We start from the raw sequence: 20,572 nt of genomic DNA, 5'->3' as shown, positions 1-20,572 counted from the left end.
TGCAGATTGATTTATTAATTGTAATCTCTTTTTATAGTTTGAATTTCATTCCAAAAAAAATGATGTTTTCAATTAACTAACTGTTCTTTTTGTAACTTCTTCTGCCACTACTAGAGTAAAAAATGTACAAATCAATTCCTTGGTTTAGCTCTAGTTAAGTCGATTAGTTAAATGAATTTAGACTATTGCTTTTTATAACGACTATAAATTGTATGCTCAATGTTATAATTTATCTTCCGAATCTACTTCTTTATAATTTATCGGAATTAAAGCAACTTCACTGCTTAGAGTAGATTGTTTTTCATTTTCACTTATTTGAATGGCATTTTTGAGTGAAAAAATAACTTCTCTTACAAGATTTAATAAATCTAATGTACACTCTTGAAGTTCAAATTCAGTTAGATACAGTCTAGTTTCATTATTTTCTTCACTTCCATCAATAAAATTCAATGTAATATTAGTAAACCTATGCTCTAAATAATTTCTAATAGTTTTTAATAGCTTTGCGTGTGGATTTGCTGTCAAAGAATTATTACCATTATCAAAATCTTTCGATATCCAAAATATAGATGATAGACCAATATTCTTATCCAACAACTTACCTAAATTGCTATTTGTTCTCCAAATTGAATGAAAATTTACTTGTCGAGTCTTAATTTTTAAAGAATAATATTCATTTATAAACATTCCTACTTTATCTAATAATGAATATAGTGTTTTAAAAGCTGCTTTTAATCCTTCTACTCGGATAGAATATTGTACGTATTCTAGACAATCAATAAGATCAACATTCTCATCAGCATAATGAACCGAATCAATTTCAATGCTATTAAAACAGAGATAACGCGCATAAACATATTCTTGCTTAATTTGATTAAACATAGAAATATATTTGTTTAAATCTTTATCCGATTGAAATAATAAACTTGGTAGCAAAAGATTATCATCATATCTATTTATATCGTCAGCTTGTAAGTCATTAAGTGGATTAAGATACAGCCCGTTGTTCCAACACCATTCGCGATACTTTTGTGAATTAGGATTATAATCGATGGTTTTACAAGAGCATTCATCTAAGTCTTTATAATTAAGATATTGTTCGTAAAGTTCAATAAATCGCTTTTCTGCATAATCAACTCTGTTTGGATCTGAAACAGTTATGCTTGTTTCTATTAAATTTTTAATTTTTTTAATAAAGTGGAGGTGTTCGTTATCATTCAAAAAATTACGATAATGATCTAGACAAATAGCCAAGTTACCACTAGCCATTGTGAATCTTGGATTGATTTGTATACATTTACAATACATCTTAATAGCTAACTGCTTTCTACCACAAGCATCTAATAAATTTGCGTAATTAGTGTAAAGTGAACATAATAATGGGAAAACAAACCTACTGTTCTCAGAATTTATATCAACGTTATTTGAAATTTCTATAGCTTTTCTTAAGTAATAAATTTGTTGAACTGTAAAATCGGTATCTATGTTGAAAACTAAGTTATCACTTAGTTCAAATATATCAGCGTATGCTGTCCCAATAGAATAAAATAATTGAATTTTGGAAATATCATCAATAGTGTTTTCCATATTTTTTCCAAATTCTATTAGTCTATAGATTTCCTCTATATTTTTATGTTTAAAAGCATTATCGAAATCCATTGACAATTTAAGTACACTATGATTAATTGGATTATTTGTTAACATCTTCACCCCAAACTAAATATCTCGATTTTAAATTTGATTTTCCTTTATTTTCCTGTTCTTCAACTAACATATCAGATAAAAACTCTTTTATCATGTCCCAATTAAAATTCTCTTTAAATCCTCTACTACCATCAGAAGGAACATTTAATGAAAATGTTGCAAATACGGTTTCACAAGTTCTTCTTGGAAATTTTGCTAAGTAAGAATCAAAAAATGAATTTGAATACCTATAATGATGGCTATGAATAAAGTCTTTCCATGTATTTAGCATAGTCTCTTCGTCTATAATATCTATTACGGAAACTTCTTCAAGTGGTCGGTCTTCAATATTTCCCCATGCTTTTTTCATTAAATTAACAGCATCCACATCGCTCTTAGGAGCACTGTATCCAAAAATAGTTAACATATATGAATGATCGACAAAGTAATCTAATACTTTCCAACACCAATTTATGTATCCATCGGAAGAATAGTCTTTGTTTTTTACGGGATACAATAATTTTGTTGGATTTAATTTTTTATAACATGTTGGGCAATAGTAATCTACTGTTCCAAACTCAGTATGTTCTTCACAAAAACCGACAGCTACATTCCCATGTAAACAAAGAATTTGTGGCAGGTTCAGAGTAATTTTTAAACAGCGAACATAAGCTTGTATAAGTAAAGGGTCCCAATTAAACGTAGCTATGCAATCTTTATTAGTTAAACTTAATATTAAAAGATCATAAATTGTTGGTTCATCAGGTAACTCCAACGAAGCAAAATAATCATAGAGTCTTTCTTCTAGCTTCCTAACTATTTCAGAGCACTCTTCTCTCTCAAATAACTCTGAATAGATATCTTCCAAATTTTCGCTCTTTGTCTGTAATTCAACACCGGCAAGAATTTCTTCTAAATTAAGTTTTTTTAGCAATCCATTCATAACTGAAGAGCTTTTCCCATTTTTATCACCATCTGGAATTGCTGCAATAGTAGCACCAGCGCCTAGAATAACTGTATGCGATCTCATCTCATTTCTCCTGAAAGTCTTTTGACACTATTATACCACTGTATCTACTTTATCTATGCTTCAAATACTATTATTATAGCCATAAATATTTTAAATAAAATGTACAATTGAACCGTCACTCCTTCTACTGTTACTTGAGTAAAAAATGTACAAATCAATTTCTTAGATTTGATTATATGATGCACTATAAAACATACAAAATACCACTCTAGAATAATGTACAAAACAAAAATAAAGTACACTTTTTAAAGAATGTACTTTATGCTTCTAATTCAGTTGTATCAATGGTTTAGCTCATGTTAAGTCAATTGTACATAAACTTTTAGTTTTGAAAAATAGCTTAAAATTTGGTAATTCATTGCTTTATTGAACTTATAGTTTTAAAATTTCTAATCTTCTACAGTGTATTTGATTGTAATAAAAAACTCGATTCCATCTTTTAGGGACCGAGTTTTTTTTTTATATTGTTTTCATCTATAAGAATCTGTCGATCAAATAAATCTGAAAAATCTTTTTCTTAAATTATTACCTGATACAACATAACATAAATTATGTAAATTAATACTGCTATAAAAGCAAATCTTTCACTTTTCCAATTTCACTTTTTGGAATTACGAGATGAATCATATCACCTAGATACATCCTTGTAGATCCATTAACTGTCTTACTTTTACCGTTATGTACCTGGGTTGTGATAAGCACATTATGTGGTAAATTGAGTTCATGTACTTGTTTCCCTGCTATTTTATCTGAAACTGGAATTTCAATGAGGGTAACTTCTCCTTCATCTGAAGCTTCTTCAGGCAGCATTTTTTCCAACATAGCCTCATAGACTGGCGCACCCTTGAGTAGATCCATGATAATATAGGCAACTAGGGTCACCATCCCTAAAGGCATGAGATTGCGGATGTCACCAACCATTTCCGTCACAAGAATCATAGCTGTCAAAGGTGCTTTTGAGATAGCCCCAAAATACCCGCTCATTCCAAGAATCACAAAGATAGGGAATTGCTGCTGGCTAACAAGTCCAAGATTGACACAAATAACACCTACCAGGGCACCAAGTAAGGATCCTAAAGCTAAAATTGGCAAGAAAATACCTCCTGGCAGTCCACTACCATAACTGATCATACTCCAGATAAAGCGAATGATAAAGTAAATTAAGAGAATTTGAAAACTGAAATCCTGTTCTGTTAAAGATAAAACAATTTGATTTCCCCCACCAAGTATCTGTGGTAGGAATATTCCCACAGGAATAATCAGGATAAAAGCAAAAATTGGATGATAAGCTTTATCAATATGAAGCCTTTGGCCAATACATTCATAAACTTTGCCGACATTCAGAACCGCTTTTTCATAAAGAAAACCTGAGAGCCCAAGAAAAATTCCCATCACCAGATAAATCCAATATTGATTCAAGCTCATGAGAGGGATATCATCTGGCATATCCAGAACGGGTGTTAAGCCGAAGATGAGAAGGGAAACAAAGTTTGCTACCAGACTGGCAGCCAGGGTTGAAACCCAGAAAAATCTTGAAAAGTGATGGTAAACTTCTTCTACTACAAAAAGCAGACCTGCTATTGGAGCGTTAAAGGCTGCAGCAAGTCCAGCAGCAGCTCCACTCGCGATTAAAGAACGTTCTTCGACAGGGCTAGACTTGAGCCACTTAGCAATTCCTTTACCTCCAACAGCACCTAGTTGAATACTTGGACCTTCACGCCCTAACATGAGTCCACTCGCAATTGCGAGAATACCAAGAACATATTTCTTCCATAGCACACTCCACCAGTTGAGAGACATGAGACCTTTTAACTCTGCCTCAACTTGAGGAATACCAGAACCTTTGATATCTTTTTCCGAGCGTGTTAATTTGGCGCTAAGCCAGCAAATTAGAATATAAAACAATAAAATGATCAATAGATTTCGAAGTAGATTTTCTTGGTCTAGATATAGTCCTTGAACGACATGAAAGCCTTTTTCAATCAAAAAACGAAATGACCCAACAATAAGTCCTACGACTAATCCAACAATAATACCTCGCCCTGCTTGAGCTAAGATCGTACTGGACGCGAAAGCAAATTCCTTCTTGGAGCTGAGTATTTCCGACTGTTCCTCCATAATTCTCTCCTTTAATTATCTTTTACTAGTTTCTGAAACGATTGTTTTAATCGGTTCAAAACTGGTGCGATGAATAGGTGTGACACCGTGCTTTTCAATTCCTTCTAGATGCTTAGCTGTTCCATATCCTGCATTTTGTGCAAGATCGTAACCAGGAAATTCTTGATCGTACTTGGACATTAGCTCATCTCTGGTAACCTTAGCAATGATGGATGCTGCTGCAATAGATAAGGAGTTGGCATCCCCTTTGATGATGGATGTCTGAGAAATTGACAAGTCCAACTTCATTGCATCAATCAAAAGGTGTTCTGGTTGAGGTTCAAGCTGAGAAATAGCTTCTTTCATAGCTAGTTTAGTTGCTTCATAGATATTGACTTGATCAATGACTTGATTATCCATAATCCCAATACCGATTGCTAGAGCCTTATCTTTAACAGCTTGAAAAATCTCTTGATGTTTTTTCTTTGGAATCTTTTTACTGTCATTCAAGCCTTTAATCTTGCAATTTTGAGGTAAAATTACTGCAGCAGCCACTACTGGACCAGCTAAAGGACCACGACCAACCTCATCTACACCAGCAATTAGAGATATCCCTTCACTATATAGATCTTTTTCATAGCTAAGCATGGCTTCTAAGCGGAGATTTTCATCAATTTCAGCTTGAATGGCTTTCTTACGCTTTTCAATTTCCTTTTGTACACCTGAACGAGAATCTTTTTCAAATTCCTTAAACAAGGGACTTTCAAGTTTAGTTATCTTTGCTAATTCTTCTTTTATTTCTTTAATCGTTGCCATTGAGGTCTTCCAATGTATCTAAGGTATAGTTACCAAGTTTTCCATCACGAACCTCTTTGACAAAGAGATTGTAAAAACGATCGTAATCATCACGGAAACCAAGGATACGAGTCATATCCATGATAATTTGAGGAGCTTCATCATCCAGATTCATTTGTTTAAAACGTTCCTGAAGTTTTTCAGGGTAATGCGTTTTAAAGTAATTAAGTCCAAAAATTGTTACTTCATCCATCGGAAGCAACTGGTCTTTGATAGCTCCAGTCAATGCGAGTTTAAGGGCAACCGTTTCATCTTCGAATTTTGGCCAAAGAATACCAGGAGTATCCAAGATTTCTAGATCCTTATTCGTCTTAAGCCATTGTTGCCCCTTGGTGACACCTGGTTTGTTACCAACTACAGCAATTTTCTTACCAGCTAATCGGTTCATCAATGTAGATTTTCCAGCATTTGGAATGCCGATAATCATGGTACGCAAAGTTTCGATTTGAATACCACGTTCTTTTTGACGAGCAATCTTATCTGCCATAAGCTTTTTGGCTGCATCTGTCACAACTTTAACTGTAACCTGCTCTTTGGAGTTAATAGCTAGGGTTTGAATTCCTTGTGCTTCAAAGTGTTGACGCCATTCTTTCGTTTGAACTGGATCTGCCAGATCTGCCTTATTTAAAATTAAGAGCCTTGGTTTATCTCCTACAATTTTAGTCAGCATCGGATTTTGACTAGACAAGGGTAAGCGTGCATCCACCAAAATCGTCACAAAATCAACAAATTTTAAATTTTCCTGAACCTGTCTTCTTGCCTTGGACATGTGGCCAGGAAACCATTGAATAATAGCCATAATGTAAAATTCCTTTCTTAGTTTGGATTTTATCTATTTTATTATTGTCGAGTAAGCAACAGATAGCTTTTTTTCTAAAAATAAATCACTAACTTCTATTATATCATGATTTCTCCTATTTGACTCTCTATTCAGTCTATTGGTTCCTCTAAAACGATTGAAAAATAATAGTGTTTACCATGATTTTTTACATAATGCTTTATATACTTTTATGTTTGAAGAATAGATTTGCTACAATCGCTAGTTGGATATTGTTTCTCATAATGCCAATTGTCATAAGTATGTGTCAATTGAGCATTTTTGTAGCAAAACACATCTCCACCTAATATGGTCAGATTATTCGCTTGGACAATAGCAAGTAAGTCTGTTATAACTGAGTAGCTATAAGCGTATGCATTAATCCCTAAGTGGTTTAGATTTTTCCTCTTTTGTGCATATGTTCAAAATTCAATTTCATAAAGGAATTTCCTCGAGTTTCTCTTGATAAGCAAAATCGATAACCACTTTTCAGTCGTTATCGATTCTAATGATTTCTAGTCTTTTTCGCCCAGCTTACTGTTGATTGTCATCATAATACTTGCAATCTTTTCTCCCCAATATGGGTCTGATGCGTAGAGGACATTCATTCCGGAAGCTTTATTTCCAAGATGGGTTCTACCTTCGTCATAATAATTTTCACGAATCCATTTAGCTGCACCTAAGATACCCTTGTCGACATTGTCAAAGCTTTTGGCTGAATCATATGGTGTTGTATCATAGGCTGCAATGCCAAAGAAGTTATTCTTATCCTTGGCAATTTGACTACGTCCCCATGAACTTTCTAGAGCACTGTGGGCAATCAAGTAGAGGGCATTGATTTTATAACGTTCTTCCGCTTCTTTAAAGACTGCACCTTTACCTGCCAAACGACTTCCTTGAATATTCATGACAGAGAAAATTTTATCCAACTCTGCTGCTGTATAATTAGTTGGTTTGCTTAAATCTCTAAACAAGAAAGGATTTTCAACTGTAAAGTTGTCAAAGTTAGCACCATCAGCTGAATAATACTTTTTACCAATGGTCATAGCCGAGCTATGTGGTGCAACTCGAATACTAGCATAAGGTGATAACTCGTGGTAGAGATATTTACCATCCGTAGTATAGTGAGGAATGAAGTCACTTGCAGAACTAACTGCTACAAGATCATTCTTGTTCATATAACCTGAAAGGCCAGAGATTTTGACTGGAAGTCGACCACCTTGAACTTCTGTTCCAGTAACTGAAACAATGCTACCTTGTGAGATATAGCTGAGTCTATCACCTGAAGCGCTGTAGACATAAGCTGTAATTGGAGCTACCTTATAGTAAGATGATGGATCAGAAATCCATTTTCCATTACTTTGGAAAGAATGGTCTTTACCTTTGATTTTGAAAGTCCCAGTTACATAAACTCCATCTTCTTTGAGGTAATACCAAGCGTCATAGTCCTTATCAAAAATCCATTCATTCTTAGCCATATAGCCGCCAGATTTTAGATAGTAAGCTCCCTGCCACTGATTTTCAGCGTAGCTACCATCAGCTTTGATATAGAACCAGCTATTGTGTTTCTTATCAAAGATCCATTCATTCTCAGCCATGGCTCCACTATCTTTAAGATAGTATTTCTTTTTCCAGGTGCTACTTTCCATTACACCTTCGGCATCAAAGTAATACCAACGGTCTTTAATTTTTTCCCATTTATTTCTAGTTATCTTACCAGAGGCGTCAGCGTAATACCACTTGTTAGAAATTTTAACCCATGAAGATTCGGCTAATGCACCGCTCTTGTTGAAGAGATACTCTTTGTAAATCGTATCACTGAGCATCGTTCCGTCTTGGTTAAAGTAATACCAGATGTTCTTAATTTTTTCCCACTTATTACGAAGAATTTTCCCATCTTGATTTCCATAGTACCATTTATCACCAATTTTAGTCCAAGTGTTAATTGCTAAAGCTCCACTACTATTGAACAAATAGTCATTGTGGATAGCATTACTAAGCATGATACCATCTTGATCAAAACGATACCAATCTCCAGAAATACTAGCCCATTTATTTCGAGTTACTTTTCCTTCTTCAGTCGCATAATACCATTTGTTTTCAAGTTTTACCCATGATGATTCCGCTAAGGCTCCACTCTTATTGAAAAGATAGTTGTTAAAAATAGTATTACTTAGCATGATGCCTTCTTGATTGAAATAATACCAAACACCAGCTATCTTCTTCCAATTTAAAACAGGCTTATTATTCTCATAATAGCGCCATTGACTGTTTTCTTTTTGCCAACCTTCTTTGTTAACCTCTTCTACTACTGCTTCTGTCGAAGACTGCTCCTTGGTGTTAGTAGTTTCCTGCTTTGGGGAAGTTTGAGGCTCGACTGTTTCTGACTTGTTTTGAGTTTGGTTCAGATTGCCATTTCCTGCTTGGCTTCCTGTAGCCTTTTCAGAAGTTTGAACTTTATTGGTAGCTTGAGATTCCTCAGCATAGACAGTCGTTTTCGCAATACCTGCCATAGAGAGGGCAACCGTACTTGCCAGCAATACTTTTTTCATTCTTTTCTCCTAACAAAAACCAAGTTTGGGATTTGTTTTTCTTAAATATTGTATTAAAAACGCCAATTATCCATTTTATTATACAATATTATTTTAAATACGAAAGTAGTATTTAAAATTAGAAAGAAACTTGTAATATTTTTACAATATTTTAGAAATAAAAGGCGATAAAAAGTTGTCGAACATCAGCTGAACGACTACTTTTTAATAACATTATGCCTGACCATAGACTTCTTTGCGTTTGGTTTTAGTTACTTTGCTAGCATTCTTCCAAAGGTTTGGATTGATGAAAATAGTGACGACCGCTAGTATTGCAAAACCAATCCCAACATACCAGTAGGGTGTATCCAAGGTTGTAGAGCGTCCTGAAAGATTGACAATCCCACGGAAAAGCGTACCTGCTGTAATAATCGCTACTGCCGAATTCCATAGATTTAGACTAATACGAGAGAAATGAGGGAGAACCTTGAGAAAGATTGCTAGTAGAATCCCCCCTACAAGGGGTGCTGCAAATAAATAGTGCATATGAACAGAAGTTTCTCCAAAACTAAATGATTCGTAAATTCTAGAAAATGCAAAGAAGAAAATAGTGATTAGTGTATAAGAAATGACTGTTTTCTTAAAACGTTTTTTGCCAAGATTAGTAACCGATGTAGACAATGTCACTCACCGCCCTTTCTGAAATTTTGTTTCCGCCAGTCGTTGGTTTATTGATAACCTGACCGTTGAAGTAAAGTGTAGATGATCCACCACCATCAAGGTTGTAGGCAGTTTTTACTCCATAAGATTTCATGACCTCAGCTAGCTGATAAAGAGAGAGACCTTCACTTTCTGAGGTACGTCCATCTGAAACAACGATGATATAGTGGTTTTTATCGATTATACCAATAGCTGTACGAGGATTTGAAGCCATTGCTTGTCCTACTTCTGTATTGGTATCAACTGCAATTTCACCATTTTCGACCAAGGCTGGTCCAAAAGCCAAGAGATTGACGACACCGTCATTAACTAGTTGCTCAGCTGATATCTGATCTTCGTAAATAACCTTGAAAGAGCCGTCTTTATAAATAGCTAAGTCGCCATTACTAGAATCTTCACGAACAGTATCACGATAGACAACGCCATTACGGATAACATAACCTGTAGAGTTAGCTCCATAGTAGTCCCCGTTTACTGCTAAAATGGCATTGTTGTCAGCTGCGGTTACAGAGGTTTTTGCAGTTACGTTAGTTCCATAAGCATTTTGAGCAAAGGCAGTTTTCAGATAATCTGATGAGCTCAGAGTAATATCAGCAACGTAGACTTGTGTATTATTGACCGTCGTTTCAGACAAATTGACGGAAATATTGTCATCTTTATAACTAGAGTCAGTGACAGTAGCTGTCTTAGCAGCTTGACTTGCTGCTGCAGCATTGGAACTTGTGCTAGTTGTAGCAACTGTTGATATTGTCTCAGCAAGGACAAAGGTCTTTAGCATGGAATAACTAAAGGATCCTGTCAAGAGTAGGCCAAGAACTGAGGCGTAAGCATAGCGTTTCTTTAAAAATTTCATAATACAGTTGATGTCCTTTCCTTAAAGATGAATTTCTTTTGCACTGTCCAAGAGACAGCGAAGAGAAGGATGCCGACGATAACTTTGGCAATCAGAAGGTTGATACCAAAGACTGTAAAGAAGAGACGAATCAGTAGCGTATCTAAGACAAAGAGTCCAACTGCTAGACCAAAGTATCCCATCCCTGTTTTCACAAGACTATCGTCATTTTTAAAGACTAGTTTTTTATTTGTAGAATAGTTGAAAATAGAACTAGTTACACGAGCTACTCCCTTTGCTAGAAAAATTCGTAGACTCGTCGGAACTGTCGGCAAAATCAAAATTGCTAGGGCGTAAACGATATAGTCTACAACAAAGCTACTGAGAGATGACAAGGCAAATTTAATGATATTTTTATAGATCATGAGCCCGTCTTGGATTGGGCGGAAGTGTGAAGCCTCATTGTCATTAATATAGACAGTTTCAATAGGAACTTCTAAAATCTCATATTCTTTCGTTGCTTCGAGCAACATATTCATTTCATATTCGTAACGTTGGCCTTCAATCTTAAGCATAAACGGTATCAAGTTTGTAGTAAAAGCACGAAGACCTGTCTGTGTATCTGTTACTCCTACTCCAGTCTGAAGTTTAAAGATAGCTTTGGTTAAGCTGTTACCAAAACGGCTACGAAGGGGAACTTTTCCTGAAAAGGCACGTACACCCAAGATTAGCTTGTTTGGATTTTCGGAAGCTTTATTAGCCGTGCGGAAAATATCCCATACCTTGTGCTGTCCATCCGCATCTGCTGTGACAACCGTACCATAAATGTTTTGTTCTTGGATATAAGTAAAGGCTGTTTTTAGAGCCTGCCCTTTACCTTGGTTCACTTGGTGACGGATGACAGTTGCATATTGTTCTGCTTTGTCAAAGATTTTTTGGCACTCTGATGAACTGCCGTCGTCTATGACTAAGATATGAAAATCACTCTTTTCGTGAATTTTTTCGATGAGTTTGATAAGTTTATTATCTGGTTGATAAGCTGGAATGACTATGTAGTTCATATCGATACCTCTTTCTTTGATGATGGTATAACTATACAGAACATCGCTTAAAGATACCTTATATCAGTTTTCTTTAAGATTAGGTTTAAAAAACTTTAAGCTTAAAGAAACGACTTATCAATTAATAAGAAATATGGTTTGAATTTTCAGATAAAAATAAATATACAAAAATCCCCAAACAGTAACTGTATTTGAGGATGAATCTTATCACAAAATGAGAGTTCTTAATCTATTTTCTCTCTTAATCTTTCAACAAAGAGATAGGCTGCTGGACAAGTTAAGGTGTTTTTAATAGTCAGGTTATTGATTTGATAAATCTTTTTACGATCGGTATGTGGAAATTCTCTGCAAGCCTTAGGACGAACATCATATATAGAACATAGATTGTCCCCTCCTAAAAATGGACAGGGCATCGATTTGAAGACCTTATCTCCATCCTCGTCTACCTGCAAAAACTCAGCTTCAAAAGCTGGCAATTTCATTTTAAAATACTTGGCAATACGTGTGATATCTGCTTCTTTGAAGTCTGGACCAAGACTCTTACAGCAGTTAGCGCAGGCTGTACAATCAATTTCATTAAAAACTTCTTGATGGATTTCAAGTGCAATTTTATCTAAATTTTTAGGCGCTTTCTTCTTTAGATTTCCTAAAAACTTTCGATGCTCTTTTTGTTTTTGCAAGGCTAGTTGGTGATAATATTCGATATCGATTTCTTTTGACATAGTTTCTTTCTAATTTTTAATTGATACAAATATTTTAAGTTTTTACATAAGTTAAATTATGTAGAAAACTTTGAGACATAATTTTAACAATAATGAGTCTCTCCATGCAGAACGAAAACTACTGCTATACTATCATTCTTTCTAAAAAAGGTTTGATGCAGTTGGTTAAAATGCCTTCTATCCAAGATTTTTGAGCGGACGATAGGTTTTCTGCATTTAAAGACTCCTTTAAAAAATCACGTACCTGGTCGGGTGCTATTTCAAACTCAAAAGCCTTCATTTTGTAGAAGAAATCAAATAGATTATTAGATAGGTATTCTCTTGAAAATGGGATTTCTCCAGTTTTTCGATACATTGTTAAAAGTCGAGAAAAGCGAGCTTTTTCTTCTGGAATATCTTGAAAATAAGAGTTTAACAACCATACTTGCTTTTGTTTTCTTTCAAGAGGGTCTTGACTAGCAATGCGTTGATCCTTTTCAAGTTCTCTTTGGTACTGTTTTGATTTTATAGAACGTTCTGTCCGATTTTTTCCAAAGAGAATTTTTTCCCACTGGCGCTCCTCTAGTGTCAGTGTTTCGCTCAATCCAAAGTAATCCTGATAGGCTCGTTCAGCTGGTCCCATTGCTAGAACTAGATTATCCGCATATTGTTTGGCAATCTTGTCTCGCTTCTTTCGTTCCTTTTCAGCCTTGATGCGAAGCTCCTGCTCATAGTCAAACTTTTCTTTTCCGAGTTTAATAAGATAGAGTTGATCGTCAGATTTTCCAAGTAGAAAGGGTTTGATAAATTTCTCAAGGACTTCTTCCATACGAGCTTTCTTCAAAGGCTCTGCCTTAGTCCAACTTCCACCTTGAAATACCTCCAAAAAGAGTTGATAATCCTTTTCTGGTGAGAATTGATTACCTCGATTTGACTTAAAAGCTCCCTTTTTCCATAGCCAGTTGATCAGTTGCTCATCAAAATCTGTTTTATTAACTCGAATGGCTTCTTTTTTCTGGGCTTTTCTGGTCAGATTTTCAAGCTTTCTGAGAAGTCTTTCCTCCTCTTCTAGCTGTTGATCTAGGCTAATTCTCTGGAAATGACGCACACAGTCACTCCCAATGGGAAAGAGACGTTTGCCGGTAACACCGTTAAAAAGTTCATAAGCGAACTTAATAGCATTGCCACAGACACAATTACTTCGACCGATTCCATTAAAAATCAAGGAAACTTCACTCCATTCTTTGGTAGCTTGTTCCCAAGTATCAGCTTTAGAGGACTCTAAAACTGCATCATATAAGTTTTTTCTAACAGGAATGGACATGATGCCTCCTTTCTTTTTATAGTTTAACGACTTCTACCAGCTCTTTGCCAAGTAAAATCAAGTATTTTTCAACGGTTTCTATCTGATAAGAACGAGATAGAGCCTCTGCATAGAGAGATAATTGACCTCTATAACGTTCAATCAGTTGACTAGCTTGGTCATAGCGGTCTGTCTTGTAATCAAAGAGAACAATTTTATCATCGTAAACTAGATATCCATCTAAAATTCCACGGACAACAAAATCTTCCTGACTCTTAGCATCTCTTTTTAACATAGAGAAGGGTTGTTCTCGATAAAGTTTATCTTGATTTGCAAGAATCTCTTGACCAAGATCTGTATCAAAGAAGGACAAGATTTTTTCTAGATTAACTTTATCTTTAACAGCTGAAGTTGCCTGAACTTGATTTAAGGCTTCTGTTAGAGTTTCTATACTTGGCCTCTGAGAAAGGTTGATTCGCTGCATGAGTTCATGTGTGGCACTACCAATCTCGGCTCCAGTAACTTTCTCTGTTTTAGAGAAGTCTGGAAGTTCAAACTGAATCAAATTATCTTTTACTTTACTTTGACCAGCTACTACTACACCTTCCATATCCATGACTGGTTCATAAAACTTCTTAATCTGGCTTGGGGTCTGAACACTCGGAAGATTAATCGCTGCACGGTGGACTTGATTATAGACTTCCACTTCTTTCAGCATTTCTAAAGCTTCCTTAATGGTATCAGATTGACGGTTATCTGCTTGGGATTGATCTTGAAGCTTACTTTTATTTTCCAAGACTCCGATCACTTCCTTGGTTAAGTCTTCTTCACCCTCAAAACGTACAGTGAAGTGCAAATCCTCTTTCGTAAATGCTTGGTAAATGGCCCAAATCCAATCTTGGAAATTAGTAGCATCTAGTCTAGTTTCTCGAGTCAAAAGACCTTTTCCATTTGTCGGATATTCTTTAGACTCCAACTTTTCTCGAGAACCTTTCCCGACTAAATATAATTTTTTCTCAGCTCGCGTCATGGCTACATAAAGCAAACGCATCAACTCAGAATAACTTGCTAATTGGAGCTCTTCCTCATTTTGAATATAAGTCAAGCTTGGGATGGATAGCTTAATCGTAGATGGAACATATTCCTCTTTTGCATTTGTAGCTACTCTAGCTACGTACTTAAGACCAAGGCCATTTTTACGACTTAGGATAACTTCAGACATGGAATCTTGCTTATTAAATTGCTGATCAATATTAAGGATAAAGACATAAGGAAACTCAAGGCCCTTACTTTTATGAATACTCATAAGTTCTACAGCATCCTTAGGTGGTGCTACAGCCACATTGGCAAGATCATGCTGGGCTTCCAAGACCTGATCTATCATTCGAATAAAGCGAGATAATCCCTTAAAATTACTCTTTTCAAACTGATCAGCTCGTAAAGCTAAGGCATAGAGGTTAGCCTGTCTAGCCTGACCATTTGGCAAAGCACCAACATAGTCATAGTAAAAGCGGTCACTATAGATTTTCCAAATGAGACCATAAAGTGAGTGCGTTTTGGAATATACGCGCCAAGCCTGGACTGTTTCCATGAAGAAGTTTAGTTTCTTTTGTAATTCATCTTTGATTAAATCCTTTTGAAGACCAATTTTCTTCTGAGCATTGACTAGTTTCTCATAAAAGTTTTCTTGAACCTTATCCTCGGAATTTTGAAGAGCTAGACGAGCCAATTCATCTTCATCAAAGCTAAACATAGGAGACTTCATGAGAGCTACTAAAGCAAAGTCTTGCAGAGGATTATGGATGACACGAAGAGTATCCAACATAACCTGCACTTCTAAAGATTGCAAATAATTGTTTAGAGCGCCATCAGTTTTAACTGGTATCCCATATTCCGACAAAGCAAGTAAAACCTGGTCGTTCCGACTTCTGCTGGCAGTCAAGAGAGCCATGTCCTTGAAAGGTACACCTTTATCATTATGAAGGTGAATTATCTCCTTAAGCACCATGCGCATTTCACCAGTTAATTTGTTGGTTGCAAGTTCCTCCTCATCATCAGAATCGCTATCATCCTTATCATATAAGAGAACTTCTGCCTTGTTTTCAAGATTTGCTTGAATATCAGTATTTCCAAAAACAAGTTGATGCATACCATCGTATGAAATTTCCCCAACTTCCTCGTCCATAAGACGCTTAAAGACATCATTCGTAGCATCTAGAACTTCTGAACTGCTCCGGAAATTTTCCTTAAGTAGAATTAATTGACCTTCTTCACTTTCCTGAGCAAATCTATGAAATTTTTCGTTGAAGATTTGGGGATCTGCCTGTCTAAAACGATAAATAGACTGCTTAATATCTCCTACCATAAAACGATTATGACCGTTTGAGAGGAGTTCCAGCATTCTCTCCTGGATGTGGTTGGTATCCTGATATTCATCGACCATAACTTCGTGGAAGCGTTCCTGATACTCTTGTCGAACCTGTGGGAAGTTTTCCAAAATCTCAATGGTATAGTGGCTAATATCCGCAAATTCAAAGGCATTTTCTTCACGTTTTCGTTGTCTATAGGCATCAACAAAATCACTCATGAATACTTGGAATGTCTCTGCCAAGTCCCAGGAATCTTGATGATAATCTTCTTGGAATTTTAGTAAAGTGATTTGGTCATTGAGTGCAATCAATTTTTCAAACTTTGCTTTTCTCTCTTGGTTGTAGATTTCTTTCAAGTCTTGCAGTTCGGCCTTACGACTAGCATTTGTAAGAGAACGACCTCCCTTATCCTTAGAGATACTAACAACTCGGTCTAAAACTTCTAGATATTGCTCAAAAGTAGATTCATGGCTTAAAGAACCGATCTCGTCAAGGACTTGTTGGACAGATTCTAGGTAAGCTGCTTTGCCAAATTCCTTGGCATCATTTTCCAAATGGTAACGGAAAAAGCTTTCTAAATCCCAAAGTCTTTCTTTTATATCCTCTGCAAGGGTTTCTTTAGCAACTGTAAAATCAGCCTTTTCAAAGCCTTTTAGAAAGGAATTTTCTAGCCAAGCCTGAGGATTGCTGGTAGATTGCAAAAAGTCATAAATCATATAGACCTGTTTACGCAAACCACGCGCATCTTTGCTTCTACCTGCAAAGTTCTTGACCAATCGACTAAAATTATCTTTATCCTTGCCTTGGTAGTGCTGTTCAAAAACTTGTCGAAAAACCTCATTTTTTAAGAGAAGCTGCTCACTTTCATTCTGAAGAATGCGGAAGTTTGGAGCAAGGTCGAGAAGATAGCCATGTTTAGTTAGGAACTTCTGAGTAAAAGAGTCCATGGTCCCGATCGCAGCATTGGGTAAATCAGCTAGTTGTCTGCCGAGGTGTTTTTTTAGTTCCAAATCTTGAGTCTCTTGGATTTGTTGACTGATTTTCTTTTCCAAGCGTTCTTTTAACTCGGTTGCTGCCTTTACCGTAAAGGTTGAGATAAAGAGTTGGCGAATCTCAACACCACGCGCTAGTTGGTCAAGAATTCGTTCAGCCATGACAAAGGTTTTCCCTGAGCCAGCTGATGCTGAGACCAGAATGTTTTGACCAGAACTGTAGATCGCTTGAATTTGCTCAGCAGTTTTCTTTGGCTTCTTGTCAGAATTAGCTTCTGTTACTTGCAAGGCTGCAATCTCTTCTTGGGTTAAAAATTTCATCGCTCCAACTCCTCTCTGAATTTATTAAACCAAGCTTCCTTGGCATTGCTCTTGGCAACTTTCTCTAAAAATCTCGCCTGACCTAAATGATAATTGGCTTCAAAACCTGTAATAGCTTGGTATTGTTGCACATAGGGTGCAATGCTTTTACCGTTTTCTGTATAAGGGTTGATCGCAAATTCACCAGATAAAATCTTCTCTGCCGCTTTTTTGTAGAGAAGGGCATTATAGTCCAACAATAACTGGAATTCCTCATCAGACAACTGATAAGTCTTGTTTTTATTGTAAAACTCTCCAAGGTTTTTTATCTCTTTTTCAAGAAAGAGGCCTTGGTATTTCATAGTCTTATTGGTTTCTGCTACTGCTTTAGAAAGAGTTTTTGCAGTTTGTAATGACTGAATTGGTTCAGCCATTTCTAGGTACATAGCACCAAAGAAGTCTCTATTCCCTTCTTGCTTGAGGGCAGCTAGATAGGTTGGTAATTGCGAGTTAAGACCATTATAAAACATAGGGAACTTGAACTGAGTCAAAGAAGACTTATAATCTACAACACCGATAGCTCCATCTGATTTTAGACGGTCAATTCGGTCAACCTTACCACGAACATAGAGATTTCGACCATTATCTAGCTGAATAAAGGCTTGTTCCTTGCCACCAAAGACTGCCTCTTCCTGAATCGTTTCAACATCCGCATTATGTCTAAGAATATGTCCAGTAGCGCGTGCGACATCCAAGAGGACTTCCTTAGTAAATTGAGCCTCCAAACTCTCCTGATAAATAGCTTGAAACTCACGTTCTTGACTGGTTTCAGAGATAGCTTGTTCTAAACGACGATCAAAGGATTCATTAGGGGGAAGTTTCATTGCTCGTTCAAAAATACGATGTAAGAAATTCCCGTGACTTCTTGCATCAGGACGAAGACGCAATTCTTCCTGCAAGCCTAAGACATAACGAAGGTAATAACTATATTCATTTCGATAAAACTCCGTTAATCCCGAAGTTGATAGATAAAAATCTTGATTTTGAGGATACAAGGCATCTAAAGTATCTGCCGCTAAAGTCTTACTGCGAGGACTTGTAGGCAGGACTGGATTTTCTAAACCTTGGTCTTCCAACTTTCTCCCCATGACACGAGCTAAAACTTTGACAAAGGTTAAGTCTTGGTCACTTATCTCGGACTCACCTTGCTGATGATAGGCAACAAGACTAGACAAAAGACTGTGATAAGAACCAATATCATCCTTTGTTAGATTCTTTCGGTCAATTCTCTGTTCAATCTTGCTAAAACCAAAGTCCTGCAATTCTTTCAGATAAACTGACTCTTTACTCTCATTTTCATTTAGTAAACTTGGTGCTGACAAGACTAACTGTTTACGGGCAGAATTGACCAAAGAAAGCATGGTATAGCGGTTTTTCTTAAGGTTTTCTTGACTTGCAATCAGTAATTGAGAACCTTCTTGGGTTGCTTGGTTCAGTACTTCCCTTTCTTCATCGCTCAATAAACTAGTGTTTTGAGCAATTTTAGGCAAGTGATCTTGACTCAAACCAAGTGCATAAATGTATTCAGCTGTCAAAGGTGCAATCAAATCATAACTTTGCACCAGAACCGTATCTACCGTTGCTGGGATCGTACGATAATTTGATATGGACATTCCCGAATGAAGAAGTGCCAAGAAATCATCTAAAGTGACCTGAGAACCTTCAAATACAGTTGCAAATTGCTCCATTACGTGGCAAAATGCTTTCCAGACCTCCTCTTGTCTTTCTTGTTCTGCCACTTCCATTGTTGCAGATAAGGTTTGCAATTGCTTGGTCACAAAAGAATCCTTCAAAAAGTTCTTCCATTTTGCAAGGATATTTTCAGCCTTTTGTTTACGACTGGATAATAGAGTTTCTAGTGGGCTTAGAACACGAACACGAAGCTCATTTAATTTGATTAAATCAAATTTTTCACGATGATTTTTAGTAAATTCTTGTTTAAAGTTAGACAGACCATCAATCCCCAGATAGCGGAGATATTGTTCAAAGCTATCAATTTCCTCTTGGTTAAGGTCAGTATACAAGCCAGTGCGTAAGAGATTAATCAAATCTTCTTGACGGAAATTGTATTGTTTGAGACGTCCCACGGATTCTACAAATTGAGTCAAAGGATGATGAGCCATAGACTCGCTTCTCCCCAGATAGAAGGGTATCTGATATTGATTAAAAATTGTCTGCAGAGACAGTCTATAGGACTCTACATCACCTAGTAGAATACGGAAATTCTTATAACTAAGTTCTGAGTCTTGGTGCAATTTCTGGCGAATACTACGAGCAACTAGCTCTAGCTCTTCTTTTTGGGTCAGACAAGACCAGATTTGCAAGTCTTCTCTATCCTTAGCATCCACTTCTATACTGATTTCAGAATAATCATAAGCACTTTCCAGTAATTTTGAGGTTTTAGCGAAAGCATCAAGGTTTTCATGTTCTTGACATGCATTTTCTGCCTTAGTCTGATATTTAAAGGCTAAATGACGTAGAAACTCAACACTGGCTTGATAGAGGTTGCCTTCACTAAATGGGCTAGTATAGGCTCTCTTAGACGCATATACACCAATAATAATCTCAACACCCTTACGATGGAGCAAGTCCACTAGGTGTTCCTCTTCTGCAGAAAAACGGGTGAAACCATCAATGACTAGGGCAATTTTACTAAAATCACTACTTACCTTGTTTTCTTCGATAGCATTGATCAGATACGATAATTGACTTCCTTGAGAAACTTGACCTTGATTTAGATAAGCTGTTACTTTTTCAAAAATTAAGAGTAAATCAGAGCGTTTATCAGCGTCAGCTAGACTTTCCAAGTCCAAAAAACTCATCTTAGCAGTTGTCATTTCGTGATAAATTTCGATCAGTTGTTGGATGAATTGCGGATCTTGTTTAATAGCTCCGTAAACTCGCAAATCCTTAGCATCAATCTCAGATAGACATTTATAGAAAGCCATACCAAGACCGATATCATCGAGACTAGACTTCGCTGGTATATCGTTTAAAACCAGATAACGAGCCATCTGAGCGAAGCGCGTGACTGTGATAGCAAAAGAAGCCTGCTGACTCAAGTACTCCAGCACGGCACGTTCCTTTTCAAAAGAAAGAGAGTTAGGGGCAATGTAAAAGACTCGTTTTCCCTGGGCGACCAGCCCTTGAGCCTCCTTTGTTAGGATTTCTGTCAAAGAAGTCCGAATATCGGTATACAGTAATTTCATCTCTGCCTCGTT

At 36.4% G+C, this 20,572-nt stretch carries 13 protein-coding genes and 1 pseudogene; all 14 read right to left on the bottom strand.

All coding sequences use genetic code 11. The features are described 5' to 3' along the window. Nucleotides 1–222: 222 nt before the first annotated feature. The gene (locus QM874_RS00960) at nucleotides 223–1,704 is read right to left on the bottom strand and encodes an LA2681 family HEPN domain-containing protein (RefSeq protein WP_414315865.1); all 1,482 of its coding nucleotides are present in this window, start codon (nucleotides 1,702–1,704) and stop codon (nucleotides 223–225) included. Continuing rightward, a complete protein-coding gene (locus QM874_RS00955; protein WP_414315864.1) occupies nucleotides 1,691–2,713 on the bottom strand; it encodes a hypothetical protein in 1,023 nt (340 codons plus the stop codon). Before QM874_RS00955 ends, QM874_RS00960 begins: the two co-directional genes overlap by 14 nt. Before the next feature lie 567 nt (nucleotides 2,714–3,280). Continuing rightward, nucleotides 3,281–4,831 (bottom strand): chloride channel protein, encoded by a 1,551-nt coding sequence (locus QM874_RS00950; RefSeq protein ID WP_414315863.1) that lies wholly within the window; start codon nucleotides 4,829–4,831, stop codon nucleotides 3,281–3,283. A gap of 15 nt (nucleotides 4,832–4,846) precedes the next feature. Further along, a complete protein-coding gene (locus tag QM874_RS00945; protein ID WP_414315862.1) occupies nucleotides 4,847–5,626 on the bottom strand; it encodes a ribonuclease HII in 780 nt (259 codons plus the stop codon). Beyond that, entirely contained in the window at nucleotides 5,613–6,464 is an 852-nt protein-coding gene (gene ylqF / locus QM874_RS00940; RefSeq protein WP_414315861.1) for a ribosome biogenesis GTPase YlqF, read from the bottom strand. The genes QM874_RS00945 and ylqF overlap by 14 nt, the downstream gene beginning before the upstream one ends. Nucleotides 6,465–6,673: 209 nt before the next feature. Beyond that, nucleotides 6,674–6,868 (bottom strand): annotated as a pseudogene (gene imm40 / locus QM874_RS00935) (Imm40 family immunity protein); the annotation flags it as partial. A gap of 129 nt (nucleotides 6,869–6,997) precedes the next feature. Further along, nucleotides 6,998–9,034 carry a glucosaminidase domain-containing protein gene (locus QM874_RS00930; RefSeq protein ID WP_414315860.1) on the bottom strand — a complete coding sequence of 679 codons (2,037 nt, stop codon included), beginning with the start codon at nucleotides 9,032–9,034 and terminating at the stop codon, nucleotides 6,998–7,000. Between the two features lie 213 nt (nucleotides 9,035–9,247). Continuing rightward, on the bottom strand, nucleotides 9,248–9,694 hold the full coding sequence (locus QM874_RS00925; protein ID WP_414316196.1) for a hypothetical protein: 447 nt from the start codon (nucleotides 9,692–9,694) through the stop codon (nucleotides 9,248–9,250). Beyond that, nucleotides 9,675–10,586, bottom strand: coding sequence for a phosphodiester glycosidase family protein (locus QM874_RS00920; protein WP_414315859.1), 912 nt, complete (start codon nucleotides 10,584–10,586; stop codon nucleotides 9,675–9,677). The genes QM874_RS00925 and QM874_RS00920 overlap by 20 nt, the downstream gene beginning before the upstream one ends. After that, nucleotides 10,583–11,632 carry a glycosyltransferase gene (locus tag QM874_RS00915; RefSeq protein ID WP_414316195.1) on the bottom strand — a complete coding sequence of 350 codons (1,050 nt, stop codon included), beginning with the start codon at nucleotides 11,630–11,632 and terminating at the stop codon, nucleotides 10,583–10,585. Before QM874_RS00915 ends, QM874_RS00920 begins: the two co-directional genes overlap by 4 nt. A gap of 218 nt (nucleotides 11,633–11,850) precedes the next feature. Further along, the gene (locus QM874_RS00910; protein ID WP_000031465.1) at nucleotides 11,851–12,348 is read right to left on the bottom strand and encodes a YkgJ family cysteine cluster protein; all 498 of its coding nucleotides are present in this window, start codon (nucleotides 12,346–12,348) and stop codon (nucleotides 11,851–11,853) included. 124 nt (nucleotides 12,349–12,472) lie between these two features. Further along, nucleotides 12,473–13,651 (bottom strand): hypothetical protein, encoded by a 1,179-nt coding sequence (locus tag QM874_RS00905; RefSeq protein WP_414315858.1) that lies wholly within the window; start codon nucleotides 13,649–13,651, stop codon nucleotides 12,473–12,475. A 16-nt stretch (nucleotides 13,652–13,667) separates the two neighbouring features. Next, nucleotides 13,668–17,312 (bottom strand): helicase-exonuclease AddAB subunit AddA, encoded by a 3,645-nt coding sequence (gene addA, locus QM874_RS00900; RefSeq protein WP_414315857.1) that lies wholly within the window; start codon nucleotides 17,310–17,312, stop codon nucleotides 13,668–13,670. Beyond that, nucleotides 17,309–20,560 carry an ATP-dependent nuclease subunit B gene (gene rexB, locus QM874_RS00895; protein ID WP_414315856.1) on the bottom strand — a complete coding sequence of 1,084 codons (3,252 nt, stop codon included), beginning with the start codon at nucleotides 20,558–20,560 and terminating at the stop codon, nucleotides 17,309–17,311. Before rexB ends, addA begins: the two co-directional genes overlap by 4 nt. Nucleotides 20,561–20,572 lie beyond the last annotated feature (12 nt).

This window comes from Streptococcus infantis (genome assembly GCF_047463615.1).
Lineage (GTDB): Bacteria > Bacillota > Bacilli > Lactobacillales > Streptococcaceae > Streptococcus > Streptococcus infantis_X.
Note: the sequence above shows the minus strand (reverse complement) of the source record. Positions and strands in the feature narration are given on the sequence as shown.